Raw genomic sequence first — 26,397 nt, forward strand, 5'->3', positions numbered from 1 at the left:
AATACTTACTGCGGGATATCGCTGGTTGGCTTAGCCGGTGCAGCTGGCTGAGTCTGCTCAGTTTTCGCTGGCGCGCTCAGGTTTTCCCACTCGCTTCCTTTGCTGGTCTTGTTGCTGTTGATATTGCCAAGCACAAGGCTGATGATGAAGAACAGCGTAGCCAGAATCGCTGTGGTACGGGTCATGAAGTTCGCAGAACCACTTGAACCGAACAGCGTACCGGAAGCGCCTGCTCCGAAGGAGGCTCCCATATCAGCACCTTTACCTTGCTGCAGCATAATCAGCGCTACGAGAGCGATGGCTACAATAAGGAAAATAACTAAAAGAGCTTCGTACATAATCAACCTGTTCCTTGCGGATTTGCCGCATACCAATGCTTCGACCAATTAGCAGGATTTTTGTTTCCCACTGAAGCGGGTGTGAATACTAACCAAAGCGAATGACCTTCGCAAGGGCAATTTTGACGCATTGTATCAACTGCAGAAAAAAACAGCAAAAAGCCACAAAATGCTTAAAACTAAGGCGGCAAGCGCCGCCTTTTTAAACACTTATTGTGAAAAGTTATGCAGCTTTTACAGCATCTGCAATACGGTGCGCAAATTCAGTCACCTGCGCTTCGTCTTCGCCTTCCACCATCACGCGGATCAGCGGTTCAGTACCTGACTTACGCAGCAGGACACGCCCACGGTTGCCAAGCGCAGCTTCAACGTCTGCCATCACCGCTTTGACGTTATCATTTTCCAGCGGATCGCCTTTGCCTGCGGTGAAGCGCACGTTCACAAGGATCTGCGGGAACATTTTCATGCCGCTGCACAGATCGTGCAGGCTCATATGGTTACGTGCCATCGCGGCAACAACCTGAAGCGCTGCCACAATGCCGTCACCGGTGGTGGTTTTGTCGAGCAGGATCACATGGCCGGAGTTTTCAGCGCCAATGCGCCAGCCTTTCTCCTGCAGTTTTTCCAGCACGTAGCGGTCACCCACCTTCGCTCGAACAAACGGGATCCCCAGCTGTTTCAATGCCAGCTCCAGACCCATGTTGCTCATCAGCGTGCCAACCGCACCGCCGCGCAGCTGTCCCTGACGCAGACCTTCACGCGCAATAATGTAGAGGATCTGGTCGCCATCGACCTTGTTCCCTTCGTGGTCAACCATGATCACACGGTCGCCGTCGCCGTCCAGGGCAATACCCAGGTCCGCTTTTTCTGCCAGCACGCGTGCCTGCAGGGCACGAACGTCCGTCGCACCAACCTGTTCGTTAATGTTCAGACCATCAGGCTCACAGCCAATGGTGATCACCTTCGCCCCCAGCTCGCGGAAAACATTCGGCGCAATGTGATACGTCGCACCGTTTGCACAGTCCACCACAATTTTGAGGTGAGCCAGGCTTAGCTCGTTCGGGAAGGTGCCTTTGCAGAATTCAATGTAACGGCCAGCCGCATCGACAATACGGTTTGCTTTGCCCAGCTCAGCGGAATCAACACAGGTGATCTCTTTTTCCATTTCGGCTTCGATCGCCTCTTCCACATCATCCGGCAGCTTGGTGCCATCAATGGAGAAGAACTTGATACCGTTATCATAGAACGGGTTATGTGAGGCTGAAATCACGATGCCGGCTTCCGCGCGGAAGGTACGCGTCAGATAGGCGACAGCAGGTGTTGGCATTGGGCCAGTAAAGGATGCTGAAAGCCCGGCAGCGGCGAGACCGGCTTCCAGTGCGGACTCCAGCATATAGCCGGAAATGCGGGTGTCTTTGCCAATGATGATCTTACGCGAGCCATGACGCGCCAGAACCTTGCCAGCAGCCCAACCAAGCTTAAGCACAAAATCAGGGGTGATTGGAGCATCGCCTACGCGCCCACGGATACCATCGGTACCAAAATATTTACGATTACTCATAGCGTTTCTTTTCCTTCGCTGCCAGTGTGGCTTCCACCACACGCATGGCTTCTACTGTTTCTTTAACATCATGGACACGGATAATATGCGCGCCTTGCATTGCTGCAATCACCGCGCAGGCCAGACTGCCGCTCAGGCGCTCACTCGGCCCGACATTCAGCAACTGCCCAATCATCGACTTTCTCGACATGCCAACCAGCAACGGCAGGCCGAAATGATGAAACTCTGACAGGCGCGCAAGCAACGCATAATTGTGGGAGAGATTTTTACCGAAACCGAACCCCGGGTCGAGCAGCAATTTCTCTTTTGCGATACCTGCACGCTCACAGCGTGCAATATGCTCAATAAAGAAGCGATTCACATCTGCAAAGACATCCTCATACTTAGGCGCATCCTGCATCGTTTTCGGTTTTCCCTGCATATGCATCAGACAAACCGGCAGCCCGGTTTCCGCAGCCGCTTCAATCGCCCCCGGCTCGGTCAGAGAGCGGATATCATTGATGATGTGAGCACCCACTCGCGCCACTTCACGAATCACCTCTGGCTTAGACGTGTCCACGGATATCCACACCTCAAAACGTTGTGCGATGGCTTCAACCACCGGGACCACACGCGCCAGCTCTTCCTCCACTGAAACCTCTGCCGCCCCCGGACGCGTCGACTCACCGCCAACGTCAATGATGGTTGCCCCCGCGTTGATCATCAGATTGGCGTGCTTAACCGCCTCAATAAGCGTGTTATGCGTACCGCCATCTGAGAAGGAGTCAGGGGTAACATTCAGGATACCCATCACATGCGGATGTGAGAGATCGAGATGCGAGTCCTGGGCGAAAAGTTTCATGGCTAAATCCCTGGTATTAATGTGGTTAAACAGAAAAGAAAAACCCCGGAGCAAGCTCCAGGGTTTGAGGTACAGACACACTCGCCAACAGCAGTGACTTACTTGTCGCCCAACTGTTCTGACATGGTGTTACCCGGGTTCGGCGTACGCGGTTCATCAACCGGACGCGGCGCACGCGGGGTGCCATTGTTGTCAGAATTGTTGGAAGCGCCTGGGTCTTCCCAGCCTGCTGGCGGACGCACTTCGCGGCGAGCCATCAGGTCGTCAATCTGCGGAGCATCGATAGTCTCATATTTCATGAGCGCATCTTTCATCGAATGCAGGATGTCCATATTGTCGTTCAGGATCTGACGTGCGCGACCGTAGTTACGTTCAATCAGCGCTTTCACTTCCTGGTCGATGATACGAGCCGTTTCATCAGACATATGTTTCGCTTTCGCCACAGAACGGCCCAGGAATACTTCGCCCTCTTCCTCTGCATAGAGCAGTGGACCGAGTTTGTCGGAGAAGCCCCACTGAGTCACCATGTTACGCGCCAGGTTTGTCGCCACTTTAATATCGTTGGACGCACCGGTAGAAACATGTTCCGGACCGTAGATAATCTCTTCCGCCAGACGACCGCCGTACAGGGTTGAAATCTGGCTTTCCAGCTTCTGACGGCTGGCGCTGATCGCGTCGCCTTCAGGCAGGAAGAAGGTTACACCCAGCGCACGACCGCGCGGAATGATCGTCACTTTATGCACCGGATCGTGTTCCGGCACCAGGCGACCGATAATCGCGTGGCCCGCTTCGTGGTATGCTGTGGACTCTTTTTGCGCTTCCGTCATCACCATGGAGCGACGTTCCGCACCCATCATGATTTTGTCTTTCGCTTTTTCGAATTCCACCATCGACACTACACGTTTGTTACCGCGAGCGGCAAACAGTGCAGCTTCGTTGACCAGGTTAGCCAGGTCCGCACCGGAGAAGCCCGGAGTACCGCGCGCAATGATTGCCGCGTCGATATCTGGCGCCAGCGGTACGCGACGCATGTGCACTTTCAGAATCTGTTCACGACCACGAACATCCGGCAGACCGACCACAACCTGACGGTCGAAACGGCCTGGACGCAGCAGCGCAGGGTCAAGAACGTCCGGACGGTTAGTTGCCGCGATAACGATAATACCCTCGTTACCTTCGAAGCCGTCCATCTCAACCAGCATCTGGTTCAGGGTCTGCTCACGTTCATCGTGACCACCGCCCAGACCAGCGCCACGCTGGCGGCCCACGGCGTCGATTTCATCGATGAAGATAATGCACGGTGCTGCCTTTTTAGCCTGCTCGAACATGTCACGCACACGAGATGCACCGACACCCACGAACATTTCTACGAAGTCAGAACCTGAAATAGTAAAGAACGGTACCTTCGCTTCACCCGCGATGGCTTTCGCCAGCAGGGTCTTACCGGTACCCGGAGGGCCGACCATCAGGACGCCTTTCGGGATCTTACCGCCCAGCTTCTGGAAACGGCTCGGCTCGCGCAGGTATTCAACCAGTTCACCCACCTCTTCTTTTGCTTCGTCACAACCGGCGACGTCTGCAAACGTGGTTTTGATCTGATCTTCCGTCAACATACGCGCCTTGCTCTTACCGAACGACATGGCACCTTTGCCACCGCCGCCCTGCATCTGGCGCATAAAGAAGATCCAGACGCCGATAAGAAGCAGCATCGGGAACCAGGAGATGAAGATAGAAGCCAGCAGGCTCGGTTCTTCTGGCGGCTCACCTACCACCTTGACGTTTTTAGTCAGAAGGTTATCAAGCAGCTTAGGATCGTTCACCGGGATGTAAGTCGTGTAACGGTTACTATCTTTCTTGGTAACGTTGATCTCACGTCCGTTGATACGCGCTTCGCGAACCTGGTCCTGATTGACCTCCTGCAGGAAGGTAGAATAATCCACCTTGCGGCCATTCGACTCGCTGGGCCCAAAGCTCTGGAATACTGACATCAGCACAACGGCAATGACCAGCCAGAGTATTAGGTTTTTCGCCATGTCACTCAAGGGATTAACCTCATATTACAACTGTGTTAAAAACAGCGTCAGGATACTCTATATCCAGTGTCATTCAAACTTTCGTCTGAAATCTACCGGTTATCATTTTCGCCCGGTCGCTACAATATACACTTCACGGGAACGGGCCCGGGAAGAGTCCGGCTTACGAACTTTAACCTTCGCAAACAGGGAGCGAATTTCCTTAAGATACTCCTCGAAACCTTCGCCCTGAAACACCTTCACAACAAAACTACCACCAGGCGCTAGTACATCACGACACATTTCTAACGCTAGCTCCACCAGATACATGGCGCGGGGGATATCCACCGCCGGTGTTCCACACATATTTGGTGCCATATCCGACATGACAACCTGGACCTTACTGTCACCAACACGATCAAGTAACGCTTTCAGCACTAATTCATCACGAAAGTCGCCCTGAAGGAAGTCGACACCAACGATGGGATCCATTGGTAAAAGATCGCATGCGATGATGCGGCCCGTGCCGCCAATCTGCGTTACCGCATACTGCGACCATCCGCCAGGTGCCGCACCGAGGTCAACCACCGTCATCCCCGGCTTAAAAAGTTTGTCACTTTGCTGTATTTCATCAAGTTTAAACCAGGCACGGGAACGCAACCCCTTTTTCTGTGCCTGTTGAACATATTTATCGCTAAAGTGTTCCTGAAGCCAGCGGCTGGAGCTGGCAGAACGCTTTTTACCTGTCATTTAACATTTCCGTCCTGGTTCATCGTTGCTTGCCTGTGACGTAAATTTCTACGCAGCTATTTGGCGATATAAGGGAGATGGCGGTAGAATGAACCGTTTTCAATCCCAACGTAAGCAAAAATATACGATGAATCTGAGTACTAAACAAAAACAGCACCTTAAAGGTCTGGCACATCCGCTCAAGCCTGTAGTCATGCTTGGCAACAATGGTTTGACCGAAGGGGTGCTTGCCGAGATTGAACAAGCGCTGGAACACCACGAGCTGATCAAGGTGAAAATTGCCTCTGAAGACAGAGACACGAAGAACTTGATCGTGGAAGCCATCGTGCGCGAAACCGGTGCCTGTAACGTGCAGGTCATCGGTAAAACGCTGGTGCTCTATCGCCCAACTAAAGAGCGTAAAATCTCGCTGCCACGCTAAGGATATCCTGAATTAAACACATTTTCTGTGTAAAACGAGGGATTTCTGTCAGCAGGTGAGCAAAATGCCATGCTCCTTGAGTTGATAAAAGGCCGCTATGCGGCCTTTTTCCTTTCTTTACAATGTATCAACATCTTCGTGGAGAGGCGAATTACAGGTACTCAACCTTAATAATTTCGTATTCCACTTCGCCACCCGGGGTACGGATGGTCACGACATCGTCCTGCTCTTTGCCAATCAGGCCGCGAGCAATCGGTGAGTTCACTGAAATCAGGTTCTGTTTGAAGTCTGCTTCATCGTCACCCACGATGCGGTAAGTCTGCTCTTCGTCAGTGTCCAGGTTCAGCACGCTAACGGTTGAACCAAAGATCACACGCCCATTGTTTGGCATTTTGGTGATATCGATAACCTGCGCATTGGACAGCTTAGCTTCGATATCTTTAATACGCCCTTCACAGAAACCCTGCTGCTCACGCGCCGCGTGGTATTCAGCGTTCTCTTTCAGGTCGCCATGCTCACGCGCTTCCGCGATAGCGGCGATGATTTCAGGGCGACGAACAGATTTCAGGAAATCCAGCTCTTCGCGCAGTTTTTCGGCACCACGTAAGGTCATCGGAATAGCTTGCATTTGTTATACCTCTTAAACATTCCTGTTGGGAGCAGTGTTCCCTGCCCCGGCCCTCATGAGCGGGCCAGAAGCAAAAAGAAAACCGACCCGGGAGCAACGCCCCAGGTCAGCAGCAATTTTCAATTTGATACGTATTTTACCGCGAAGTTCACTATGGGTCATCGTTTACTTTGCAGTGCCATGCACCGTAGTATGACGGTTTGTTTTCGGGTTGTTAGCGCGAGATTATGCGATTTTCCAGATTTATCATCGGATTGACTACCAGTATAACGTTCAGCGTTCAGGCCGCGAATGTTGATGAATACATTAATCAGCTCCCTGCCGGGGCCAACCTTGCTCTGATGGTGCAGAAGGTCGGCGCGCAGGCACCTGAGATTGACTACCACAGTCAACAAATGGCGCTGCCTGCCAGTACTCAGAAGGTGATCACTGCGCTCGCTGCCCTGCTTCAGCTTGGTCCTGACTTCCGTTTTACCACGACTCTTGAGACCAGGGGAGAGGTTAAAGACGGTGAGCTGAAAGGCGATCTTATTGCCCGTTTTGGCGGTGACCCCACCTTCAAACGTCAGGATATCCGCAACATGGTGGCGGTGCTGAAAAAATCTGGCGTGCAGAAGATCGATGGTAACGTGTTGATCGACACCTCCATCTTTGCCAGCCACGATAAAGCGCCGGGCTGGCCGTGGAACGACATGACGCAGTGCTTTAGCGCACCGCCATCGGCAGCGATTGTTGATCGTAACTGCTTCTCGATTTCGCTTTACAGCGCGCCAAAACCGGACGATTTAGCGTTTATTCGCGTGGCGTCTTACTACCCGGTCACCATGTTTAGCCAGGTCCGAACGCTGGCAAAAGGCTCCCCGGATGCGCAATATTGCGAACTGGATGTGGTGCCCGGCGACCTTAACCGCTTCACGCTTACCGGGTGCCTGACGCAACGCGCCGATCCCCTCCCGCTGGCCTTCGCCATCCAGGATGGTGCAAGCTACGCGGGCGCAATTCTCAAGGACGAACTGAAACAGGCTGGGATCACCTATACCGGTACCCTGCTCCGCCAGACGCAGGTTAATCAACCCGGCACGGTTATCGCCAGCAAACAGTCTGCACCGTTGCACGATTTGCTAAGGATCATGCTGAAGAAGTCTGACAATATGATCGCCGACACCGTGTTCCGCATGATTGGTCACGCGCGTTTTGGCGTTCCGGGAACCTGGCGTGCGGGTTCCGACGCTGTGCGTCAGATCCTTCGTCAGCAGGCGGGGATCGATCTGGGCAACACCATCGCTGTCGATGGTTCCGGGTTATCACGTCACAATTTGATCTCCCCGGCAACCATGATGCAAGTGCTTCAGTACATTGCACAACATGACACTGAGCTAAACTTTATTTCGATGCTGCCACTTGCCGGGCATGACGGTTCACTTCAGTACCGGGCCGGTCTTCACGCTGCCGGTGTGGACGGTAAGGTATCAGCCAAAACAGGTTCACTGCAGGGTGTTTACAACCTTGCAGGCTTCATCACCACCGCCAGCGGGCAGCGTCTGGCATTCGTGCAGTATCTTTCCGGCTATGCCGTCGAACCGGCCGACCAGCGCAATCGCCGTATCCCGCTGGTGCGCTTCGAAAGCAGGCTTTATAAGGACATCTACCAGAATAACTAGCGATGAAACTACTTATAGTTGAAGACGATCTGTTATTACAGGAAGGGCTGGCGCTGGCGCTGTCCAATGAAGGCTATGCCCTCGACTGCGCCGCCACGGCGGCAGAGGCGGATGCCCTGATCCAGAGCGGTGAATATAGTCTGGTGATCCTCGATCTGGGCCTCCCGGATAAAGACGGGGCCACGTTGTTAAGCCAGTGGCGGCGTCGCGGTGTCGACAACCCGGTGTTGATCCTGACGGCGCGCGATGCCATCGAAGATCGTATCAACGGCCTGGATTCCGGCGCGGATGATTATCTGGTGAAGCCGTTTGCCCTTGCAGAGCTACAGGCGCGCGTGCGGGCGTTAATTCGCCGCTATCAGGGGCACAGTGATAACTTACTGACCGACGGTGATATTACCCTGAATCTGCAAACTCAGCAGGTGCTGTGCCAGTCTCTGCCTGTTGAGGTCACACCGAAAGAGTTCGCCCTGCTTACGCGTCTGATCATGCGTAGCGGGCAGACGGTACACCGTGAAACCCTCCAGCAGGATATCTACTCCTGGCAGGACGATCCGGGGTCAAATACCCTTGAAGTCCACATTCACAATTTGCGACGCAAACTTGGCAAAGACCGGATAAAAACCGTTCGTGGCGTGGGTTATCGTCTGGAGAGACAGAAATGAACAGTATGCGTCGGCGATTAATGGTTTTGCTGGCGGTGATCCTGTTATTTTTCCAGTTGATAAGCGTGATTTGGCTGTGGCATGAAAGCCGCGAACAGATTGGCTTTCTGGTCAATGAAACGCTGTCTGCAAAGGCACGTAACAACCATGTCGAAAAAGAGATCCGCGAAGCGATTGCCTCGCTGCTGGTCCCTTCCCTGGTGATGGTCGGTTTTACCCTGCTCTTCTCCTTCTGGGCAGTCACCTGGATAACTCGCCCGCTGAATCAATTGCGGGCCAGTCTGGCGAATCGTTCGGCGGACAACCTCACTCCGCTGCCCATGTACTCAGATATGGAAGAGATTGGCGCCGTCACAACCTCTCTGAACCAATTGCTCGCCAGGCTTGATCACACCATACAACAGGAAAGGCTCTTTACCGCCGATGCCGCGCATGAACTGCGAACCCCACTCGCCGGGATCAGGTTGCATCTGGAACTGATGGCACAGTCAGGTTCGCCACAGGCTTCAGCATTAATCAGCCGTATCGATCAACTCATGCATACCATTGAACAGCTGCTGATGCTGGCGCGGGCCGGGCAGGCAATGGCGAGCGGCCACTACGAGACGGTAAACTGGACAGACAATATCATCACCCCGCTTGGCCTTGAGCATGAAGCCAAAGAACATACGGTGATATGGCCGGCCAAAAGTCCGCTAACGGTGCAGGGGGATGCGGTGCTTCTGCGACTCATGCTGCGTAACCTGCTGGAGAATGCCGGGCGCTATAGCCCCGCAGGGACCACTATCACAGTGACATTGACCGCACAGGACGGCGGTACGCGGGTTAGTGTTATCGATCAGGGTCCCGGTATTGATGAAGCACACCGGCAGTCAATTACCGAGCCGTTCCGTCGTCTCGATCAGCGCTACGGTGGCAGTGGCCTGGGTCTGAGCATCGTGCAACGCATTGTGCAGCTTCACCACGGAAAGCTGACGCTGGAGAATGCCGCAGAAGGCGGTCTCATTGCCAGCTGCTGGCTGCCTTCAACGTTAGAATAAAAAAAGCCCCTGTATCAACAGGGGCCTTATCGGGTCATTAGTGCTTGTAGATGAACTCGACGCCTTCTTCGTCGTCTTCATCCCAGTCGTCGTCCCAGTCGTCTTCCTCTTCCGCTTCCAGCTCTTCAAGCTGTTGACGGTGGTAGTCATCCCACATGAATTCGACTTTTTCAGGCTGCTTCGCTTCTTCCGCCTGAACAACCGGGTTCTCGATGATAAAGGTCATCACATCCCAGCAGAGATCTTTCACGCCAACCTGGCTTGCCGCAGAGATCAGGTAGTATTTATCTTCCCACCCCATCGCTTCAGCAATGGCTTTCGCTTTTGCTTCCGCTTCGGCTTTATCCATCAGGTCAATCTTGTTAAAGACCAGCCAGCGCGGTTTGTTCGCCAGTTTCTCGCTGTATTTCTCCAGCTCGCCGACGATGATACGGGCATTTTCTACCGGATCGGACCCGTCGATCGGATCGATATCGATAAGGTGCAACAGTACACGGCAGCGCTCAAGGTGTTTCAGGAAGCGGATACCCAGACCGGCACCTTCCGCTGCGCCTTCAATCAGACCCGGGATATCGGCAACCACAAAGCTCTTCTCGTTATCCATACGGACAACGCCCAGGCTTGGCACCAGCGTGGTAAACGGATAGTCCGCCACTTTTGGCTTAGCGGCAGAGACGGCGCGAATAAACGTGGATTTACCAGCGTTTGGCATTCCCAGCATCCCCACATCGGCCAGCAGCATCAGCTCCAGCTGCAGGTCGCGCTTATCGCCCGGCGTACCCATTGTTTTCTGACGCGGCGTACGGTTGACGGAAGATTTGAAACGGCTGTTGCCCAGACCGTGCCACCCCCCTTTTGCAACCATCAGACGCTGACCGTGTTTGGTCATGTCGCCCATGGTCTCACCTGTACCCTGATCGATCACACGCGTACCCACCGGTACTTTGATGGTGACGTCTTTACCACGTTTACCGGTACAGTCACGGCTCTGGCCGTTCTGGCCACGCTCAGCGCGGAAAGATTTTTCGAAACGGTAGTCGATCAGCGTGTTGAGGTTCTCATCCGCCTCCAGCCATACGTCACCGCCGTCGCCGCCGTCGCCGCCGTCAGGGCCACCACGAGGAATATATTTTTCACGGCGGAAGCTTACGCAACCGTTGCCGCCATCACCTGCCACGACCAGGATCGTCGCTTCATCAACAAACTTCATTTTACTCTCCGTAAATCATTCGCCTGAGCGGGGACCGCTTCATTTTTGCGCCAACGCCCCCAGAGACGATGACCAATGGCGGAATACATCGCGCCCGCAACCACGACAAACGCACCGAGATAACCCAACAGGTTGAGCATCGGTCTGACGAAGACATCGGGCCAGGCCATTGATAACAAATCTGAAAATAACAGCGTAAACAGCGGAGTGAGCGTAATCAATGCGCTCACCTGTGCTGCCTGCCAGCGCGCCATTGCTTCGGCCAGCGCGCCATAACCGACCAGCGTATTCAGCCCACAAAATATGAGGCACGCCAGTTGCCAGTCGCTAAGCTGGGTGATCACCCCCGGCTTCGCTAACGGCAATAATGCTATTGTACACAAAGTGTACAGCAAAAAGAGGATCTGCTGTGAGGCAAGACGACGCAATAACACCTTTTGCGCGACGCCATAGCTCACCCAAACCGTTGCTGCCCCCACACCGAAGATTACACCCCAGGTGTAATCGGTCAGGCGGGTAAAAATCTCTATCAGGCTGGTATTGAAGAACATTACCAGGCCACATAGCAGCATGCTCGCCCCGACGATCTGCGTACCGCGCATCTTCTCCTTGAGGATAACGACGCTGGCAACCATCATGCCGACCGGTGAAAGTTGACCAATCACTTGCGACGCCGTCGGGCTGAGATATTGCAGGGAAGAACTGAACAGAATGAAGTTGCCAAACAGTCCCCCCGTCGCGATAGCCAGTAATACCAGCCAGCGCGGTTTACGGAAGAGACGCAGGGGCGGAAGCTTGCCTTTAACAGCAAGGATGGCACCCAGGCCGATACTTGCCATCAGAAAGCGATAAAACACCACCGTAGGCGGTTCCATCACTTCCAGTACCTGCTTCATTGCAATTGGCAGCGCACCCCAGCACATTGCGGTTGTGAGCGCCAAAAGAATTCCAATGCCGGCCTGCTGCTTCATGCCCGTTTTCCCTACAGAAAAAATTACCGGGTTTCCAATGTAAAAAGCCCCGCAACAGGTTGCGGGGCTTTAATCCGTTACCGGACCGAGAAAACCTTACTCAGCAACGATGCTGATGTATTTACGGTTGTTCGGGCCTTTAACTTCAAATTTCACTTTACCGTCTGCTTTAGCAAACAGAGTGTGGTCACGACCGCAACCTACGTTGTTGCCAGCGTGGAATTTGGTACCACGTTGACGAACGATGATGCTACCCGCCAGAACGGATTCGCCACCGAAACGCTTAACGCCCAGGCGTTTAGCTTCTGAATCGCGACCGTTACGTGTGGAGCCGCCAGCCTTTTTATGTGCCATTTAAATCTCTCCTCAGGTCTTAGGCGCTGATGCCAGTAATTTTCACATCAGTGAACCACTGACGGTGGCCCTGCTGCTTACGGTAGTGTTTACGACGACGAAACTTAACGATTTTAACTTTCTCGCCACGACCGTGAGCAACAACTTCAGCTTTGATAACGCCGCCATCAACGAAAGGAACGCCGATTTTGACTTCTTCACCGTTTGCGATCATCAGAACTTCTGCGAACTCAACAGATTCGCCAGTTGCGATGTCCAGCTTTTCCAGGCGAACGGTCTGACCTTCGCTTACTCGGTGTTGTTTACCACCACTTTGGAAAACCGCGTACATATAAACTCCGCTTCCGCGCACATCCTCGTATGAATCAGAGTGCGCTATAAATATTCACAATAGGGCGCGAATATTACGCAAAACGCGAGCCTTTGACAAGTGCTACCATCAATACATGAAGAAAAAAAACACAACACGTACGGTAGCGTTTATCTGAGCCGTTTTTTCAGTACAATCAGCAATACTATTGATAAACCGAAACCCTTCGTTACCCCATTAAAGATGGGATAAACAGGATAAAAAGCCCGGCTTTTGCGATGAATTTAGAAAAAATCAACGAGTTAACCGCGCAAGATATGGCGGGTGTGAATGCAGCAATCCTGGAACAACTCAACTCTGATGTTCAGCTAATCAATCAGTTGGGCTATTACATCGTCAGCGGCGGCGGTAAACGTATTCGCCCGATGATTGCCATACTGGCCGCCAGAGCAGTGGGTTATCAGGGAAAGGCTCATGTCACTATCGCAGCACTGATCGAATTTATTCACACTGCGACGCTTCTGCATGATGATGTTGTGGATGAATCAGACATGCGTCGTGGCAAAGCCACGGCAAACGCCGCCTTCGGCAACGCAGCCAGCGTTCTGGTCGGTGATTTTATCTATACCCGTGCCTTCCAGATGATGACCAGCCTCGGCTCTCTGAAAGTGCTGGAAGTGATGTCTGAAGCCGTTAACGTGATCGCGGAAGGCGAAGTGCTGCAGCTGATGAACGTCAACGATCCTGACATCACCGAAGAAAATTACATGCGCGTAATCTACAGCAAAACCGCGCGCCTGTTTGAAGCCGCGGCGCAATGTTCCGGCATTCTGGCTGGCTGTACTGCTGCGCAGGAAAAAGGGCTGCAGGACTACGGCCGTTATCTGGGGACCGCATTCCAGCTGATTGACGATTTGCTGGACTACAGTGCTGATGGCGAAACGCTCGGCAAAAACGTCGGCGATGACCTCAACGAAGGTAAACCGACCCTGCCGCTGCTCCATGCCATGCACAACGGATCCGCTGACCAGGCGAAAATGATCCGTGAAGCGATTGAGCAGGGAAATGGTCGCCATCTACTGGAACCGGTACTGGAAACAATGGCCATCTGCGGCTCGCTGGAGTGGACGCGTCAGCGCGCTGAAGAAGAGGCGGATAAAGCCATCGCGGCACTGCAGGTCATTCCAGACAGCCCATGGCGCGATGCGTTAATCGGCCTTGCCCACATCGCCGTACAGCGCGATCGTTAACCTCTCGCTTCTCCCCGCGGCCTTCGCGGGGAGATTTCAATAAGTTCTTATAAATTCCATATTCGCGTAAAATCATCGGCTTACAGACCGCATGAATAAAGCCATGTCTTATTCTGAATATTCCTTCAAGTAACGCGAACTTTTTAGAGCCTGTGTTCAAAATGAGTATAGTAACCCCGTCGTTTCGGTAGAAATGACGTGGGTGATTACGAACACAAGGACAGCTTTATGGATATGAAATTTATCGACTGGCACTCAGCAGATATTATTGCTGCGCTGCGCAAAAAAGGAACATCGCTCGCCGCTGAATCACGTCGCAATGGATTGAGCTCATCAACGCTGGCAAATGCCCTGACTCGCCCCTGGCCAAAGGGTGAATTGATTATTGCATCGGCGCTGGAGACGCACCCGTGGGTCATTTGGCCCTCGCGTTACCACGATCCCATTACCCATGAGTTTATTGACAGAACACGCATGATTCGCCAGAAAAAAACCAGGAAAGAGCAACCGGTCTGACGCGCTTTTTTTGACAGGAACAGCAACCCCCCGGCCATCTCTGGCAGGGGGCTGCCGGAACGATTACTCGCCCTTCACACGCTCGATATTGGCACCCAGCGCGCGCAGTTTGTCTTCAATACGCTCGTAACCACGATCGATGTGGTAGATACGATCCACAACCGTCGTTCCTTCCGCGATACAACCCGCTAATACCAGGCTCGCAGACGCACGCAGATCGGTTGCCATAACCTGCGCACCGGAGAGCTTCTCAACACCGTGGCAAATCACCGTGTTACTTTCGATCTCTGCATGTGCGCCCATACGGATCAGTTCCGGTACGTGCATAAAGCGGTTCTCGAAGATAGTCTCGGTGATCACACCGGTACCTTCCGCCACCAGGTTCAGCAGCGTGAACTGAGCCTGCATATCGGTCGGGAATGCCGGATGCGGTGCCGTGCGAACGGTTACCGCTTTTGGACGTTTACCGTGCATATCAAGGCTGATCCAGTCTTCACCGGTTTCGATATCCGCCCCCGCTTCACGCAGCTTCGCCAGCACCGCATCCAGGGTGTCAGGCTGCGCATTACGGCAAACAATCTTGCCGCCAGAAATGGCCGCAGCCACCAGGAAAGTCCCGGTTTCAATACGGTCTGGCAGAACGCGATACACACCGCCACCCAGACGCTCCACGCCTTCAATGGTGATGCGATCGGTACCCTGGCCAGAGATTTTTGCACCCAGCGCCACGAGGAAGTTGGCGGTATCCACAATTTCCGGCTCGCGCGCGGCGTTTTCGATAATGGTGGTACCTTCTGCCAGCGTTGCCGCGGACATAATGGTGACGGTTGCGCCAACGCTCACTTTATCCATGACAATGTGCGCGCCTTTCAGGCGGCCATTTACGGACGCTTTAACGTAACCTTCTTCCAGTTTGATCTCCGCGCCCAGCTTCTCCAGACCGAAGATATGCAGGTCAACAGGACGCGCGCCAATGGCGCAACCACCAGGCAGTGACACCTGGCCCTGACCAAAACGCGCTACCAGCGGGCCAAGCGCCCAGATGGATGCACGCATGGTTTTCACCAGGTCGTACGGTGCTGAGAAGTTGTTCACGTTGCTGGCATCGATCCAGACGGAGCCATTACGCTCGACTTTCGTCCCCAACTGGGTGAGCAGCTTCATGGTGGTGTCGATATCTTTCAGCTTCGGTACGTTCTGAATTTCTACCGGCTCTTCCGCGAGCAGCGCAGCAAAGAGGATCGGCAGCGCGGCGTTTTTCGCGCCAGAAATTGTGACTTCGCCCTGGAGGCGCGTCGGCCCCTGTACACGAAATTTATCCATGGTGTGCTCTCTTATAAATTCAACCGTGCTGCGGGCGCATCGCCCTCAGCTCAAAAACCGTTTAGTTTGCGATCGCGTGCCCACTCTTGCGGGGTGAACGCTTTAATCGACAGGGCGTGGATGCGGTTATCCGCAATATATTCCATCAGCGGCGCGTACACAGCCTGCTGTTTCTTCACACGGCTCATACCGTCGAACATCTCACCCACAGCAATAACCTGGAAGTGACTGCCATCGCCTGTGACGTGGGCTTCCTGAAGGGAGAGTGCATTCATCAGCACTGTCTGGATTTCATGATTTTCCATGGGTTCTTAATCATCTGATAGTGAAAACAAGCCCAACATCTTAGAGCAAAGTGGCGTCGTCTTAAACAAGCAAAAAGCCCCGACGATGAAACTGTCAGGGCTTTCAGAAGTAACGCACTGAAAATATTAATGCGGCAGTACGTCCTGAGGAAGATTGTAGAGCTGCGCCAGGGTGACGACATTATCGCTGGCCCCGTGAAGCGTCACAGTTGCCCCCTGCTTTTTCCCCACGGCAATGAGGTGGGCAAGCAGCGCCACCCCAGCCGTATCTACCCGCGTGACACCGCTCAAATCGATCAGCGTAACGCCCTGCATGGCGTCATGGCGTTTATCCCATAACGGGTTGAGCAGATCCTGATCGAGTTCACCGGACAGCTTTAATGTTTCGCCCTCACGCGACCAGCTCAGTTGCTGCGACATTACTTCTTCTCATCCAGGGTGATTTTCTGGCGAGAGATAGACTGCAGCTGGGCGGTCAGGCCATCAATGCCTTTAGTACGCAGCAGGTCGCTCCACTCATTCTGTTTAGTCGTGATCATGCTCACCCCTTCGGCGATCATGTCATACGCCTGCCAGTTGCCGGTCTGGCTGTTTTTTCGCCACTGGAAATCCAGGCGAACCGGTGGACGACCGTTAGGATCGATGATCGTGACGCGAATAGGCACTATGGTGGCATCACCCAGCGGCTGTTCCGGTGCAATCTGGTAGGTCTGGCCGTGGTACATCGCCAGCGCCTGGCCGTAAGCCTGTTTCAGGTATTCACGGAAGGCAGCAAAGTAGGCTTCACGCTGCGCAGGGGTAGCGTCTTTGTAATAACGCCCCAGCACCAACGCACCGGCATATTTGATCTGCACATACGGCAGCAGCTCCTGATCGACCACGTCACGCAGATAATCAGGATTAGAACGAATTTTAGGCTGTTCGTTTTTAAGACGATCGAAGGTTTTCTTCGCGGCTTCGTCCATCAGTTTGTACGGGTTGCTCTGATCCGCGGCGTGTGCTGCCGTGAGAGGGGCAATAACCAGCATGGCAACCATTAACAGTCGTTTAAACATGAATGACTTCTCCTGATATTAATTCGTCGTGCCAGGTGTCGGTGCGACGTTGGTATGATCTTCAGTCTGCGCAGGGGCAGCATCGGACTTTTTATCATCTCCCTTACTGTTGTAAAGGAACTGACCAATCATGTCCTCCAGCACCATCGCGGACTTGGTATCCTGGATCACGCTACCGTCTTTAAGGATAGTCGTTCCAAGCTCAGGATCTTCAAAGCCAACGTTCAGTGCCAGATATTGTTCGCCCAGCAGGCCGGAGGTGCGGATAGAAAGCGAGCTGGTATCCGGGATATGGTTGTAACGCTCTTCAATATCCATCGCCACGCGCGGCAGATAGGTTTTTTCATCAAGCGTAATGTCAGCCACACGGCCAATAACCACACCGCCAATACGCACAGGAGAGCGCGCCTTCAGCCCTCCGATATTGTCGAAAGTGGCATAGATGCGATAAGTCGGTTCGGTACGCACTGAGGTGATATCCGCCGCTCTCAGGCAGATAAACAGTGCGGCAAGCAGTGCCAGCAACAGGAACACGCCGACCCAAATTTCATTTTTTCTCGTTTGCATGAACTCAATTCCCAAACATCAGTGCGGTGAGCACAAAATCCAGACCCAGTACGGCCAGCGACGAATGTACGACAGTACGTGTAGTTGCACGGCTAATGCCCGCCGACGTCGGGATGGCATCGTAACCATTAAATAACGCAATCCAGGTGACCGTAATGGCAAATACCACGCTTTTAATCAAACAGTTAACCAGATCCATTCGCAGATCGATGGCGTCCTGCATGGCAGACCAGAAGAAACCGGCATCAATCCCTTTCCAGTGAACGCCCACCAGCGAACCGCCCCAGATACCGACGGCCACAAACAGGATAGTCAGCAACGGTAAGGAGATAACCCCTGCCCAGAAACGGGGTGAGATAACACGCCGCAACGGATCGACCGCCATCATTTCCATACTGGAAAGCTGCTCGGTGGCACGCATCAGACCAATCTCTGCGGTGAGTGCCGACCCCGCGCGTCCGGCAAACAGCAGTGCCGCCACCACCGGCCCCAGTTCACGCAGCAGCGAAAGCGCCACCAGCATGCCGAGGCTGGTTTCCGCGCTGTAGGTCGTCAGCACAAGGTAGCCCTGCAGCCCCAGCACCATGCCGATAAACAGACCGGACACAATGATGATGAGCATCGACAGCACGCCGACGTTATAGAGTTGCCGTACCAGTAAAGGCGCGTGCTTGCGGAACTCCGGCTTGCCGACCAGCGCGTTGAACAACATCAATCCGGCGCGCCCGAACGTCCTGATGGTTTTTATGCCACGGTGTCCAAGAGCGGCCAACGCATTTAACAGCATGAGTGGCTTAACTCCCTATTCCCAATAAATCGTCACGATAGTCGCCCGCAGGGTAGCGGAACGGCACAGGCCCATCCGCAATACCGTCGAGGAACTGCCGTACTCGCGGATCGCAGTTTTCCTGCAACGCCTGGGCGCTGCCGTGCGCGACGATCCTTTTGTCTGCCACAATGTAGGCATAGTCGGCAATACTCAACACTTCCGGCACATCGTGAGACACCACAATGCAGGTGACGCCGAGCGCGCTGTTCAATTCAGAGATGAGCTTCACCAGCACGCCCATCGTAATTGGATCCTGTCCGACAAACGGTTCGTCGAACATGATTAAATCGGGTTCCAGCGCAATGGCTCTCGCCAGCGCGGCGCGACGCGCCATGCCACCAGACAGCTCTGACGGCATCAGCTTTGCGGCGCCACGCAGCCCTACCGCCTCCAGCTTCATCATTACCGTGCTTTTCAGCAGCTCTGGCGGAAGCTGCGTATGCTCGCGCAGCGGATAGGCGACATTATCAAAGACGTTCATGTCGGTGAACAAGGCCCCCGACTGAAAGAGCATGCTCATCCGCTTGCGCACAGTATACAGGCGCGACCGCGACATCTCCGGTACGTTTTCGCCGTCGAAGAGGATTTCACCGCTATCGGGTGGGATCTGCCCACCGATAAGTCGCAGCAGGGTCGTTTTACCGATCCCGGACGGTCCCATGATGGCTGTGATTTTGCCACGCGGCACGGTCAACGAAATATCATCAAATATCAATCTGTTGCCGCGAGAAAAGCTCACCCCACGGACATCGACTAAATTCGCCATCGTTTGGCTCATTTACGGTTCCTTTCTTACCCTGCTTCATGCGAAGCGTGAAGCTTAAATCAGCCCTAAACCCCACATTTTTACAGAATATTAGCCGTAGAGGTTAGCGAAAGCTGGCATTTGTTTTACTTTTCCGGCGCATAAAGTCAAAATTAGGAATTCGTTACGTCTTAGGCTGTATGCAGCGCTAACAATTCCCGCGCGGTGGACCGGCGAGTATACCTGAAGAAAGGACTTTTGATGCTTTTAGCAACAGCACTGTTAATAATTGGTTTACTTTTGGTGGTCTACAGTGCTGACCGTTTGGTGTTTGCTGCATCGATCCTGTGCCGCCTCACTGGCGTCCCCCCTGTTGTCATCGGGATGACCGTGGTCAGTGTTGGAACCTCCCTGCCTGAAATCATCGTCTCTGTGACGGCATCGCTGCATGGTCAGATAGACCTTGCTGTTGGCACCGCGATTGGCTCTAACATCGTCAATATTCTGCTTATTCTGGGCCTGGCCGCGCTGCTCCATCCATTTCGCGTGCATTCTGATGTTCTGCGCCGGGAATTGCCGCTAATGTTGATCGTAAGCCTGTTGGCAGGATGCGTATTTTACGATGGCGCTCTGAGCTACAGTGACGGCATTTTCTTGCTGGCGCTGGCGGTCATCTGGCTGCTCTATAGTGTTAACATTGCCCGCCTGGCGGAAAAACAGGGTCAGGACAGCCTGACACGTGAGCAGGTCGCCGAGCTACCGCGTGAAGGTACGCTGCCTGTTGCACTGCTCTGGCTGGGTGTCGCGTTGATCATTATGCCCATGGCAACACGGATGGTCGTGGATAACGCGACGGTACTGGCGAATTATTTCGCCATGAGCGAACTGACCATTGGCCTGACCGTGATCGCCATCGGCACCAGCCTGCCGGAGCTGGCCACGGCCATTGCCGGGGCACGTAAAGGTGAAGATGACATCGCCATCGGCAATATTATCGGCTCGAACATCTTCAATATTGCCATCGTCATGGGCCTGCCAGCCCTGATAACGCCCGGGCCGTTTAACCCGCTGGCCTTCTCACGTGATTACGGGGTGATGTTGCTGGTAAGCGTTATCTTTGCCCTGCTCTGCTGGCGGCGGCAACGACAGATCGGCAAAGGCGCAGGCGCGCTGCTGACGGGTGGATTTATCGTATGGATGGCGATGCTGTACTGGCTTTCGCCTCTTCTCTCTGGGTAAACGGAAACGCATTATGTCGCAAATAGAATTGCAGCCGGGTTTTGACTTTCAGAAAGCAGGCAAAGACGTTCTGGAGATTGAACGTGAAGGTCTGGCGCAGTTAGATCAGTACATTAATCAGGATTTTAGTCTGGCCTGTGAGAAGATGTTCTACTGTGCCGGTAAAGTCGTGGTAATGGGGATGGGCAAGTCCGGCCACATTGGCCGCAAAATGGCGGCCACTTTCGCCAGCACCGGCACCTCCTCCTTCTTTGTACATCCAGGAGAAGCGGCACACGGCGATCTGGGCATGGTGACGCCGCAGGATGTCGTCATTGCGCTGTCAAACTCCGGGGAGTCCAACGAGATCCTGGCACTGATACCGGTTCTGAAGCGACTGCAGGTCCCGCTCATTTGCATGACCAGCCGCCCGGAAAGCAGCATGGCACGTGCGGCGGATATTCACCTGTGCGTAAAAGTGCCGAAAGAGGCCTGCCCACTGGGTCTCGCGCCAACATCCAGCACCACCGCGGCGCTGGTGATGGGCGACGCGCTTGCCGTTGCGCTCCTTGAAGCCCGCGGTTTTACCCCTGAAGATTTCGCGCTTTCCCATCCTGGCGGTGCGCTGGGTCGGAAACTGCTGCTGCGGGTTAACGATATTATGCATACTGGCGATGAAATCCCTCACGTCAGTAAAGAGGCCTCCCTGCGTGATGCGCTGCTGGAAATCACCCGTAAAAACCTGGGCATGACGGTGGTGTGTGACGATCTGATGAAGATCGAAGGGATTTTCACCGACGGTGACCTGCGTCGCGTGTTCGACATGGGCGTGGATGTTCGCACGCTGGGTATTGTCGATGTGATGACGCCCGGCGGGATTCGCGTTCGCCCGGGCACGCTGGCGGTGGATGTACTGAACCTGATGCAGTCCCGACATATCACCTCAGTGATGGTTGCCGATGGCGACCAATTGCTGGGTGTGGTACATATGCATGATCTGCTGCGCGCAGGCGTAGTGTAATGAAGGATAAGACAATGAGTAATGCGGGTGCATCCCTTGCAACCTGTTATGGTCCGGTCAGTGCCCACGTGATGGCAAAGGCAGAAAACATTCGCCTGCTGATTCTGGATGTGGACGGCGTACTGTCCGATGGCCTGATTTACATGGGCAATAATGGTGAAGAGCTGAAAGCGTTCAACGTTCGCGATGGCTACGGTATTCGTTGTGCGCTCACATCGGGTATCGAGGTTGCCATCATCACCGGGCGAAAAGCTAAACTGGTAGAAGATCGCTGTGAAACGTTGGGCATTACCCATCTGTATCAGGGACAGTCCGATAAGATGGCTGCTTTCAATGATTTACTGGGTAAACTGTCTATCGCGCCAGAACATGTGGCCTATGTCGGGGACGACCTGATTGACTGGCCGGTAATGGCTGAGATTGGCCTGAGTGTCGCGGTTGCGGATGCGCATCCGCTGCTGATCCCGCGGGCTGATTATGTTACCCACATCAACGGTGGCCGTGGTGCCGTACGTGAAGTCTGCGATCTGCTTCTGCTGGCGCAGGGCAAGCTTGATGAGGCCAAAGGGCAATCGATATGAGTAAAACCAGACGTTGGGTTATCATTCTGCTTTCGCTTGTCGCACTGATACTGATTGGCGTGAACCTTGCCGATCGTGACGATACGCAAACGGAAGTGATCAACAATAACGATCCAACCTATAAAAGCGATCACAGTGATACCGTAGTCTATAGCCCGGAAGGTGCGCTGAACTATCGCCTGATTGCCCAGCACGTTGAATATTTTTCAGATGACGGTATTTCGTGGTTTACCCAGCCGGTCATGACGACGTTTGATAAGGACAAAGTGCCGACGTGGTCGATTAAGTCCGACCGGGCAAAACTGACGAATGACCGTATGCTTTATCTTTATGGCCATGTTGAAGTCAACGCCCTGACCGCTGACTCACAACTGCGCAAAATTACGACAGATAATGCCCAGATCAACCTGGTTACTCAGGATGTGACGTCGCAGGATCTGGTCACTCTGTACGGCACAACATTTAATTCCAGCGGTTTAAGAATGCGCGGGAACTTACGCAGCAAAAACGCCGAGCTGATTGAAAAGGTTAGAACCTCCTATGAAATTCAAAACAAACAAACTCAGCCTTAAAGTAATTATCGCCAGCGCGATGCTGGCGGCCAGTCTTCCCGCGCTTGCTGTTACTGGCGATACCGAACAGCCGATCCATATCGAGTCCGATACGCAGTCTCTTGATATGCAGGGTAATGTCGTTACCTTTACCGGCAACGTGGTCATGACCCAGGGCACCATCAAGATTAACGCCGATAAGGTGGTCGTTACCCGTCCAGGTGGCGAACAGGGCAAAGAGATCATTGATGGCTACGGCAACCCAGCCACGTTCTACCAGATGCAGGACAACGGCAAGCCAGTGAAGGGCCATGCCAGCCACATGCATTATGAACTGGCGAAAGATCTGGTCATCCTTACCGGTAACGCCTATCTGGAACAGCTCGATAGCAATATCACCGGCGATAAGATCACCTATCTGGTGAAAGAGCAAAAAATGCAGGCCTCCAGCGAGAAAGGCAAACGCGTCACCACCGTGTTAGTGCCGTCTCAGCTGCAGGACAAAGGCAAGGGCCAGGCTCCGGCACAGAAGAAGAGTAACTAATTCGTTATGGCAACATTAACTGCAAAAAATCTCGCGAAGGCCTATAAGGGCCGCCGTGTCGTGGAAGATGTCAGTCTGACCGTCAACTCCGGCGAAATTGTAGGCCTGCTTGGTCCAAACGGTGCAGGTAAAACCACGACCTTCTACATGGTCGTGGGTATTGTCCCACGCGATGCCGGTAACATCATCATTGATGATGAAGACATCAGCCTTCTGCCACTGCATGCGCGCGCACGCCGTGGTATTGGCTACCTGCCGCAGGAAGCCTCCATTTTCCGTCGCCTGAGCGTCTTCGATAACCTGATGGCCGTTCTGCAAATTCGTGACGACCTGACCAGCGAACAGCGTCAGGATCGCGCCAACGAGCTGATGGAAGAGTTTCACATTGAGCACCTGCGCGATAGCCTCGGTCAGGCGCTGTCCGGGGGGGAACGCCGCCGTGTTGAAATTGCACGCGCGTTGGCAGCAAACCCGAAGTTCATCCTGCTGGATGAACCATTTGCAGGCGTTGACCCCATCTCCGTTATCGACATTAAACGTATTATTGAGCATCTGCGCGACAGCGGTCTTGGCGTGTTGATTACTGACCACAACGTCCGTGAAACACTGGCCGTATGTGAACGTGCGTATATCGTGAGCCAGGGCAACCTGATCGCCCACGGCACGCCACAGCAGATCCTCGAAGATGATCATGTTAAGCGCGTCTATCTTGGGGAAGACTTCAGACTCTGATAGGGTAGAGGTAAAGTAACGCCGAACCGGAGAAAAATGCTCTGAACATGAAGCAAGGTTTGCAATTAAGGCTCAGCCAACAACTGGCGATGACGCCGCAGTTACAGCAGGCGATTCGCCTGTTGCAACTGTCCACATTAGAACTCCAGCAGGAGCTCCAGCAAGCGCTGGACAGCAATCCGCTGCTGGAGCAAGCCGATCTTCATGACGAGGTAGACACTCAGCAATCACAGGACACGGAAGCCCTCGATACCGCCGATGCACTCGAACAAAAAGAGATGCCGGACGAGCTTCCGTTGGATGCCAGCTGGGATGAAATCTACACCGCCGGAACCCCTTCCGGCACGCGTGCAGACTACCAGGACGATGAGCTACCGGTCTATCAGGGTGAAACCACCCAGTCACTACAGGATTACCTGATGTGGCAGGTGGAGCTGACCCCTTTCTCCGATACCGATCGCGCGATTGCTACATCGATTGTCGATGCCGTTGACGACACCGGCTATCTGACCGTCACGCTGGACGATATTCTGGAAAGCATGGGCGATGACGAGATTGAACTTGAAGAGATAGAAGCCGTTCTGAAGCGCATTCAGCGTTTCGACCCGGTGGGCGTAGCAGCGAAAGACCTGCGCGACTGTCTGCTGATCCAGCTTTCGCAGTTCAGCAAAGAGACGCCCTGGATCGATGAAGCCCGCTTAATCATCAGCGATCATCTGGATCTGCTGGCTAACCATGATTTCCGTACCCTGATGCGCGTTACGCGTCTGAAAGAAGAGGTGCTGAAAGAGGCGGTTAACCTGATTCAGTCGCTCGATCCTCGCCCCGGCCAGTCGATCCAGACCAGTGAGCCTGAATACGTCATACCTGACGTGCTGGTCAGAAAACACAACGGCCGCTGGGTCGTTGAACTCAATTCAGACAGCATTCCTCGCCTGCAAATCAATCAGCAATATGCCTCCATGTGCACCAGCGCGCGTAACGACGCCGACAACCAGTATATTCGTAGCAATCTGCAGGAAGCGCGTTGGCTAATCAAAAGCCTGGAGAGCCGCAATGATACGCTGTTGCGGGTGAGCCGCTGTATCGTCGAACAACAGCAGGCTTTCTTTGAGCAGGGCGAAGAGTATATGAAACCGATGGTGCTGGCGGATATCGCCCAGGCCGTCGAGATGCATGAATCAACGATTTCCCGCGTGACCACGCAGAAGTATCTGCACAGTCCTCGCGGTATATTTGAGCTTAAGTATTTCTTCTCCAGCCATGTGAATACCGAAGGCGGTGGCGAAGCCTCGTCAACGGCGATTCGTGCACTGGTGAAGAAGTTGATCGCCGCGGAGAACCCCGCGAAGCCACTGAGCGACAGTAAGTTAACCACCATGCTGTCCGACCAGGGTATTATGGTGGCACGTCGTACTGTTGCGAAGTATCGAGAGTCTTTATCCATTCCGCCGTCTAACCAGCGTAAACAGCTGGTCTGACACAACCGATAAGGAAGACACTATGCAGCTCAACATCACTGGACAAAACGTCGAAATTACTGAAGCTTTACGCGACTTTCTGAACACGAAATTCGCAAAACTCGAGCAGTATTTCGAAAGGATCAATCAGGTCTATATTGTGTTGAAAGTGGAGAAAGTGACTCATATCTCGGATGCAACCCTGCATGTCAATGGGGGCGAACTCCACGCCAGTGCGGAAGGGCAAGACATGTACGCTGCTATCGACGGCTTGATTGATAAGCTTGCAAGACAGCTCAATAAACATAAAGATAAACTGAAACAACACTAATTGTCCGGGCAGTTAACGGGTGCAGGAAGGCCTGTTGTGGAGCACAACAGGCCATTTGTACAGTTAGCGCTTAGGTGAAATTATGATGAACAACGATTCCGCTCTTCAATTGAGCAATGTCCTTAACCAGGAATGTACCCGCAGTGGCGTTCACTGCCAGAGCAAAAAACGTGCGCTGGAGATTATCAGTGAACTGGCCGCAAAACAGCTGGGCCTGCCACCGCAGGTCGTATTCGAAGCCATCCTGACCCGTGAAAAAATGGGCAGTACCGGTATCGGCAACGGCATTGCGATCCCGCATGGCAAACTGGAAGAGGACACCCTGCGTGCCGTCGGTGTGTTTGTGCAACTGGAAACGCCTATTGCCTTTGATGCCATCGATAACCAGCCCGTTGATCTCCTCTTCGCGCTGCTGGTTCCTGCCGATCAGACGAAAACCCATCTGCATACGCTTTCACTGGTCGCTAAACGCCTGGCCGATAAAACCATCTGCCGTCGACTGCGCTCAGCGCAAAGTGATGAAGAGCTTTATGAAATTATCACTGAAGCAGAAGGCAGTCAGGATGAGGCATAACCAGGAGATGGCCTTCACATCTGTTGTCCTGAG

General features: G+C 53.6%; 32 protein-coding genes. 15 read left to right on the top strand and 17 right to left on the bottom strand.

Annotated features, from left to right (window positions below; genetic code table 11):
* Window positions 1-5 precede the first annotated feature (5 nt).
* The 5 genes from secG to rlmE all read right to left on the bottom strand — a co-directional run bounded on the left by secG (window position 6) and on the right by rlmE (window position 5,502).
* The gene (gene secG / locus ACQG22_RS20845; protein WP_003861803.1) at window positions 6-338 is read right to left on the bottom strand and encodes a preprotein translocase subunit SecG; all 333 of its coding nucleotides are present in this window, start codon (window positions 336-338) and stop codon (window positions 6-8) included.
* A gap of 223 nt (window positions 339-561) precedes the next feature.
* The gene (gene glmM, locus ACQG22_RS20850) at window positions 562-1,899 is read right to left on the bottom strand and encodes a phosphoglucosamine mutase (RefSeq protein WP_013098919.1); all 1,338 of its coding nucleotides are present in this window, start codon (window positions 1,897-1,899) and stop codon (window positions 562-564) included.
* A complete protein-coding gene (gene folP, locus ACQG22_RS20855; RefSeq protein ID WP_020687345.1) occupies window positions 1,892-2,740 on the bottom strand; it encodes a dihydropteroate synthase in 849 nt (282 codons plus the stop codon). The genes glmM and folP overlap by 8 nt, the downstream gene beginning before the upstream one ends.
* A 98-nt stretch (window positions 2,741-2,838) precedes the next feature.
* Window positions 2,839-4,773: an ATP-dependent zinc metalloprotease FtsH gene (ftsH, locus tag ACQG22_RS20860; RefSeq protein WP_013098921.1), complete on the bottom strand. Its 1,935-nt coding sequence runs from the start codon at window positions 4,771-4,773 to the stop codon at window positions 2,839-2,841.
* 102 nt (window positions 4,774-4,875) lie between these two features.
* The gene (rlmE, locus tag ACQG22_RS20865) at window positions 4,876-5,502 is read right to left on the bottom strand and encodes a 23S rRNA (uridine(2552)-2'-O)-methyltransferase RlmE (protein ID WP_003861812.1); all 627 of its coding nucleotides are present in this window, start codon (window positions 5,500-5,502) and stop codon (window positions 4,876-4,878) included.
* A gap of 127 nt (window positions 5,503-5,629) precedes the next feature.
* On the opposite strand from rlmE, the gene yhbY reads away from it, so the two are divergent.
* Window positions 5,630-5,923: a ribosome assembly RNA-binding protein YhbY gene (yhbY, locus tag ACQG22_RS20870; protein ID WP_014833438.1), complete on the top strand. Its 294-nt coding sequence runs from the start codon at window positions 5,630-5,632 to the stop codon at window positions 5,921-5,923.
* A gap of 151 nt (window positions 5,924-6,074) precedes the next feature.
* On the opposite strand, the gene greA is transcribed toward yhbY, so the two are convergent.
* Window positions 6,075-6,551 (bottom strand): transcription elongation factor GreA, encoded by a 477-nt coding sequence (greA, locus tag ACQG22_RS20875; RefSeq protein WP_013098923.1) that lies wholly within the window; start codon window positions 6,549-6,551, stop codon window positions 6,075-6,077.
* Between the two features lie 227 nt (window positions 6,552-6,778).
* On the opposite strand from greA, the gene dacB reads away from it, so the two are divergent.
* The 3 genes from dacB to pmrB are packed head-to-tail and all read left to right on the top strand — an operon-like array spanning window position 6,779 to window position 9,917.
* Entirely contained in the window at window positions 6,779-8,212 is a 1,434-nt protein-coding gene (gene dacB, locus ACQG22_RS20880; RefSeq protein WP_023622305.1) for a serine-type D-Ala-D-Ala carboxypeptidase, read from the top strand.
* A 2-nt stretch (window positions 8,213-8,214) separates the two neighbouring features.
* A complete protein-coding gene (pmrA, locus tag ACQG22_RS20885; protein ID WP_013098925.1) occupies window positions 8,215-8,877 on the top strand; it encodes a two-component system response regulator PmrA in 663 nt (220 codons plus the stop codon).
* Complete coding sequence (pmrB, locus tag ACQG22_RS20890; protein WP_029883388.1) at window positions 8,874-9,917, top strand: two-component system sensor histidine kinase PmrB; 1,044 nt, start codon at window positions 8,874-8,876, stop codon at window positions 9,915-9,917. Before pmrA ends, pmrB begins: the two co-directional genes overlap by 4 nt.
* A 37-nt stretch (window positions 9,918-9,954) precedes the next feature.
* Here the strand turns inward: pmrB and cgtA are convergent, their stop codons facing one another.
* The 4 genes from cgtA to rplU all read right to left on the bottom strand — a co-directional run bounded on the left by cgtA (window position 9,955) and on the right by rplU (window position 12,783).
* The gene (gene cgtA, locus ACQG22_RS20895; protein WP_013098927.1) at window positions 9,955-11,127 is read right to left on the bottom strand and encodes an Obg family GTPase CgtA; all 1,173 of its coding nucleotides are present in this window, start codon (window positions 11,125-11,127) and stop codon (window positions 9,955-9,957) included.
* Entirely contained in the window at window positions 11,124-12,098 is a 975-nt protein-coding gene (locus ACQG22_RS20900) for a DMT family transporter (protein WP_013098928.1), read from the bottom strand. Before ACQG22_RS20900 ends, cgtA begins: the two co-directional genes overlap by 4 nt.
* A 96-nt stretch (window positions 12,099-12,194) precedes the next feature.
* Window positions 12,195-12,452: a 50S ribosomal protein L27 gene (rpmA, locus tag ACQG22_RS20905; protein WP_004385076.1), complete on the bottom strand. Its 258-nt coding sequence runs from the start codon at window positions 12,450-12,452 to the stop codon at window positions 12,195-12,197.
* A 19-nt stretch (window positions 12,453-12,471) separates the two neighbouring features.
* Entirely contained in the window at window positions 12,472-12,783 is a 312-nt protein-coding gene (gene rplU, locus ACQG22_RS20910) for a 50S ribosomal protein L21 (RefSeq protein WP_003025032.1), read from the bottom strand.
* A gap of 257 nt (window positions 12,784-13,040) precedes the next feature.
* Here rplU and ispB point away from each other — a divergent pair, with 257 nt between their 5' ends.
* Both ispB and sfsB read left to right on the top strand, forming a co-directional pair.
* Window positions 13,041-14,012 carry an octaprenyl diphosphate synthase gene (ispB, locus tag ACQG22_RS20915; protein ID WP_013098929.1) on the top strand — a complete coding sequence of 324 codons (972 nt, stop codon included), beginning with the start codon at window positions 13,041-13,043 and terminating at the stop codon, window positions 14,010-14,012.
* A gap of 228 nt (window positions 14,013-14,240) precedes the next feature.
* Window positions 14,241-14,528 (top strand): DNA-binding transcriptional regulator SfsB, encoded by a 288-nt coding sequence (gene sfsB, locus ACQG22_RS20920; RefSeq protein WP_038983629.1) that lies wholly within the window; start codon window positions 14,241-14,243, stop codon window positions 14,526-14,528.
* 63 nt (window positions 14,529-14,591) lie between these two features.
* Here the strand turns inward: sfsB and murA are convergent, their stop codons facing one another.
* From murA to mlaF, 7 genes are all read right to left on the bottom strand, one after another.
* Complete coding sequence (gene murA / locus ACQG22_RS20925) at window positions 14,592-15,851, bottom strand: UDP-N-acetylglucosamine 1-carboxyvinyltransferase (RefSeq protein WP_013098931.1); 1,260 nt, start codon at window positions 15,849-15,851, stop codon at window positions 14,592-14,594.
* Between the two features lie 50 nt (window positions 15,852-15,901).
* Complete coding sequence (gene ibaG / locus ACQG22_RS20930; protein ID WP_008501458.1) at window positions 15,902-16,156, bottom strand: BolA family iron metabolism protein IbaG; 255 nt, start codon at window positions 16,154-16,156, stop codon at window positions 15,902-15,904.
* Window positions 16,157-16,282: 126 nt separating this feature from the next.
* A complete protein-coding gene (gene mlaB / locus ACQG22_RS20935; RefSeq protein WP_013098932.1) occupies window positions 16,283-16,576 on the bottom strand; it encodes a lipid asymmetry maintenance protein MlaB in 294 nt (97 codons plus the stop codon).
* Window positions 16,576-17,211: a phospholipid-binding protein MlaC gene (gene mlaC / locus ACQG22_RS20940; protein WP_013098933.1), complete on the bottom strand. Its 636-nt coding sequence runs from the start codon at window positions 17,209-17,211 to the stop codon at window positions 16,576-16,578. Before mlaC ends, mlaB begins: the two co-directional genes overlap by 1 nt.
* Window positions 17,212-17,229: 18 nt before the next feature.
* Window positions 17,230-17,778 (bottom strand): outer membrane lipid asymmetry maintenance protein MlaD, encoded by a 549-nt coding sequence (mlaD, locus tag ACQG22_RS20945; protein WP_013098934.1) that lies wholly within the window; start codon window positions 17,776-17,778, stop codon window positions 17,230-17,232.
* Window positions 17,779-17,782: 4 nt separating this feature from the next.
* A complete protein-coding gene (gene mlaE, locus ACQG22_RS20950; RefSeq protein WP_010436044.1) occupies window positions 17,783-18,565 on the bottom strand; it encodes a lipid asymmetry maintenance ABC transporter permease subunit MlaE in 783 nt (260 codons plus the stop codon).
* A gap of 7 nt (window positions 18,566-18,572) precedes the next feature.
* Entirely contained in the window at window positions 18,573-19,385 is an 813-nt protein-coding gene (gene mlaF / locus ACQG22_RS20955) for a phospholipid ABC transporter ATP-binding protein MlaF (protein ID WP_020687352.1), read from the bottom strand.
* Window positions 19,386-19,613: 228 nt separating this feature from the next.
* On the opposite strand from mlaF, the gene ACQG22_RS20960 reads away from it, so the two are divergent.
* The 9 genes from ACQG22_RS20960 (at window position 19,614) to ptsN (ending at window position 26,364) form a co-directional block, all read left to right on the top strand.
* Entirely contained in the window at window positions 19,614-20,591 is a 978-nt protein-coding gene (locus ACQG22_RS20960; RefSeq protein ID WP_102752146.1) for a calcium/sodium antiporter, read from the top strand.
* Between the two features lie 13 nt (window positions 20,592-20,604).
* Entirely contained in the window at window positions 20,605-21,591 is a 987-nt protein-coding gene (kdsD, locus tag ACQG22_RS20965) for an arabinose-5-phosphate isomerase KdsD (protein WP_029883390.1), read from the top strand.
* A 14-nt stretch (window positions 21,592-21,605) separates the two neighbouring features.
* The gene (gene kdsC / locus ACQG22_RS20970) at window positions 21,606-22,172 is read left to right on the top strand and encodes a 3-deoxy-manno-octulosonate-8-phosphatase KdsC (protein WP_029883391.1); all 567 of its coding nucleotides are present in this window, start codon (window positions 21,606-21,608) and stop codon (window positions 22,170-22,172) included.
* On the top strand, window positions 22,169-22,744 hold the full coding sequence (lptC, locus tag ACQG22_RS20975) for an LPS export ABC transporter periplasmic protein LptC (RefSeq protein ID WP_013098939.1): 576 nt from the start codon (window positions 22,169-22,171) through the stop codon (window positions 22,742-22,744). Before kdsC ends, lptC begins: the two co-directional genes overlap by 4 nt.
* The gene (gene lptA / locus ACQG22_RS20980; protein ID WP_013098940.1) at window positions 22,713-23,267 is read left to right on the top strand and encodes a lipopolysaccharide ABC transporter substrate-binding protein LptA; all 555 of its coding nucleotides are present in this window, start codon (window positions 22,713-22,715) and stop codon (window positions 23,265-23,267) included. The genes lptC and lptA overlap by 32 nt, the downstream gene beginning before the upstream one ends.
* Before the next feature lie 6 nt (window positions 23,268-23,273).
* On the top strand, window positions 23,274-23,999 hold the full coding sequence (gene lptB, locus ACQG22_RS20985; protein WP_013098941.1) for an LPS export ABC transporter ATP-binding protein: 726 nt from the start codon (window positions 23,274-23,276) through the stop codon (window positions 23,997-23,999).
* Between the two features lie 47 nt (window positions 24,000-24,046).
* Complete coding sequence (rpoN, locus tag ACQG22_RS20990) at window positions 24,047-25,480, top strand: RNA polymerase factor sigma-54 (protein ID WP_013098942.1); 1,434 nt, start codon at window positions 24,047-24,049, stop codon at window positions 25,478-25,480.
* Window positions 25,481-25,502: 22 nt separating this feature from the next.
* Window positions 25,503-25,790 (top strand): ribosome hibernation promoting factor, encoded by a 288-nt coding sequence (gene hpf, locus ACQG22_RS20995; protein WP_006178790.1) that lies wholly within the window; start codon window positions 25,503-25,505, stop codon window positions 25,788-25,790.
* 82 nt (window positions 25,791-25,872) lie between these two features.
* Window positions 25,873-26,364, top strand: coding sequence for a PTS IIA-like nitrogen regulatory protein PtsN (ptsN, locus tag ACQG22_RS21000; protein WP_013098944.1), 492 nt, complete (start codon window positions 25,873-25,875; stop codon window positions 26,362-26,364).
* The last annotated feature ends 33 nt before the right edge of the window (window positions 26,365-26,397 follow it).

The organism is Enterobacter cloacae complex sp. 309I3 (assembly GCF_050031595.1).
In the GTDB taxonomy this organism is placed as follows: Bacteria; Pseudomonadota; Gammaproteobacteria; order Enterobacterales; family Enterobacteriaceae; genus Enterobacter; species Enterobacter cloacae.

Excerpts from the sequence above, each read along its gene's own strand:
- mlaB (WP_013098932.1), bottom strand. The coding sequence starts at position 16,576 with ATGTCGCAGCAACTGAGCTGGTCGCGTGAGGGCGAAACATTAAAGCTG.
- pmrA (WP_013098925.1), top strand. The coding sequence starts at position 8,215 with ATGAAACTACTTATAGTTGAAGACGATCTGTTATTACAGGAAGGGCTG.
- mlaF (WP_020687352.1), bottom strand. The coding sequence starts at position 19,385 with ATGAGCCAAACGATGGCGAATTTAGTCGATGTCCGTGGGGTGAGCTTT.
- murA (WP_013098931.1), bottom strand. The coding sequence starts at position 15,851 with ATGGATAAATTTCGTGTACAGGGGCCGACGCGCCTCCAGGGCGAAGTC.
- secG (WP_003861803.1), bottom strand. The coding sequence starts at position 338 with ATGTACGAAGCTCTTTTAGTTATTTTCCTTATTGTAGCCATCGCTCTC.
- ptsN (WP_013098944.1), top strand. The coding sequence starts at position 25,873 with ATGATGAACAACGATTCCGCTCTTCAATTGAGCAATGTCCTTAACCAG.
- dacB (WP_023622305.1), top strand. The coding sequence starts at position 6,779 with ATGCGATTTTCCAGATTTATCATCGGATTGACTACCAGTATAACGTTC.
- sfsB (WP_038983629.1), top strand. The coding sequence starts at position 14,241 with ATGGATATGAAATTTATCGACTGGCACTCAGCAGATATTATTGCTGCG.
- mlaC (WP_013098933.1), bottom strand. The coding sequence starts at position 17,211 with ATGTTTAAACGACTGTTAATGGTTGCCATGCTGGTTATTGCCCCTCTC.
- rpoN (WP_013098942.1), top strand. The coding sequence starts at position 24,047 with ATGAAGCAAGGTTTGCAATTAAGGCTCAGCCAACAACTGGCGATGACG.
- folP (WP_020687345.1), bottom strand. The coding sequence starts at position 2,740 with ATGAAACTTTTCGCCCAGGACTCGCATCTCGATCTCTCACATCCGCAT.
- mlaE (WP_010436044.1), bottom strand. The coding sequence starts at position 18,565 with ATGCTGTTAAATGCGTTGGCCGCTCTTGGACACCGTGGCATAAAAACC.
- pmrB (WP_029883388.1), top strand. The coding sequence starts at position 8,874 with ATGAACAGTATGCGTCGGCGATTAATGGTTTTGCTGGCGGTGATCCTG.
- greA (WP_013098923.1), bottom strand. The coding sequence starts at position 6,551 with ATGCAAGCTATTCCGATGACCTTACGTGGTGCCGAAAAACTGCGCGAA.
- rlmE (WP_003861812.1), bottom strand. The coding sequence starts at position 5,502 with ATGACAGGTAAAAAGCGTTCTGCCAGCTCCAGCCGCTGGCTTCAGGAA.
- cgtA (WP_013098927.1), bottom strand. The coding sequence starts at position 11,127 with ATGAAGTTTGTTGATGAAGCGACGATCCTGGTCGTGGCAGGTGATGGC.
- glmM (WP_013098919.1), bottom strand. The coding sequence starts at position 1,899 with ATGAGTAATCGTAAATATTTTGGTACCGATGGTATCCGTGGGCGCGTA.
- ACQG22_RS20960 (WP_102752146.1), top strand. The coding sequence starts at position 19,614 with ATGCTTTTAGCAACAGCACTGTTAATAATTGGTTTACTTTTGGTGGTC.
- kdsC (WP_029883391.1), top strand. The coding sequence starts at position 21,606 with ATGAGTAATGCGGGTGCATCCCTTGCAACCTGTTATGGTCCGGTCAGT.
- lptC (WP_013098939.1), top strand. The coding sequence starts at position 22,169 with ATGAGTAAAACCAGACGTTGGGTTATCATTCTGCTTTCGCTTGTCGCA.
- ACQG22_RS20900 (WP_013098928.1), bottom strand. The coding sequence starts at position 12,098 with ATGAAGCAGCAGGCCGGCATTGGAATTCTTTTGGCGCTCACAACCGCA.
- rpmA (WP_004385076.1), bottom strand. The coding sequence starts at position 12,452 with ATGGCACATAAAAAGGCTGGCGGCTCCACACGTAACGGTCGCGATTCA.
- ftsH (WP_013098921.1), bottom strand. The coding sequence starts at position 4,773 with ATGGCGAAAAACCTAATACTCTGGCTGGTCATTGCCGTTGTGCTGATG.
- rplU (WP_003025032.1), bottom strand. The coding sequence starts at position 12,783 with ATGTACGCGGTTTTCCAAAGTGGTGGTAAACAACACCGAGTAAGCGAA.
- kdsD (WP_029883390.1), top strand. The coding sequence starts at position 20,605 with ATGTCGCAAATAGAATTGCAGCCGGGTTTTGACTTTCAGAAAGCAGGC.
- lptA (WP_013098940.1), top strand. The coding sequence starts at position 22,713 with ATGAAATTCAAAACAAACAAACTCAGCCTTAAAGTAATTATCGCCAGC.
- hpf (WP_006178790.1), top strand. The coding sequence starts at position 25,503 with ATGCAGCTCAACATCACTGGACAAAACGTCGAAATTACTGAAGCTTTA.
- ibaG (WP_008501458.1), bottom strand. The coding sequence starts at position 16,156 with ATGGAAAATCATGAAATCCAGACAGTGCTGATGAATGCACTCTCCCTT.
- lptB (WP_013098941.1), top strand. The coding sequence starts at position 23,274 with ATGGCAACATTAACTGCAAAAAATCTCGCGAAGGCCTATAAGGGCCGC.
- yhbY (WP_014833438.1), top strand. The coding sequence starts at position 5,630 with ATGAATCTGAGTACTAAACAAAAACAGCACCTTAAAGGTCTGGCACAT.
- mlaD (WP_013098934.1), bottom strand. The coding sequence starts at position 17,778 with ATGCAAACGAGAAAAAATGAAATTTGGGTCGGCGTGTTCCTGTTGCTG.
- ispB (WP_013098929.1), top strand. The coding sequence starts at position 13,041 with ATGAATTTAGAAAAAATCAACGAGTTAACCGCGCAAGATATGGCGGGT.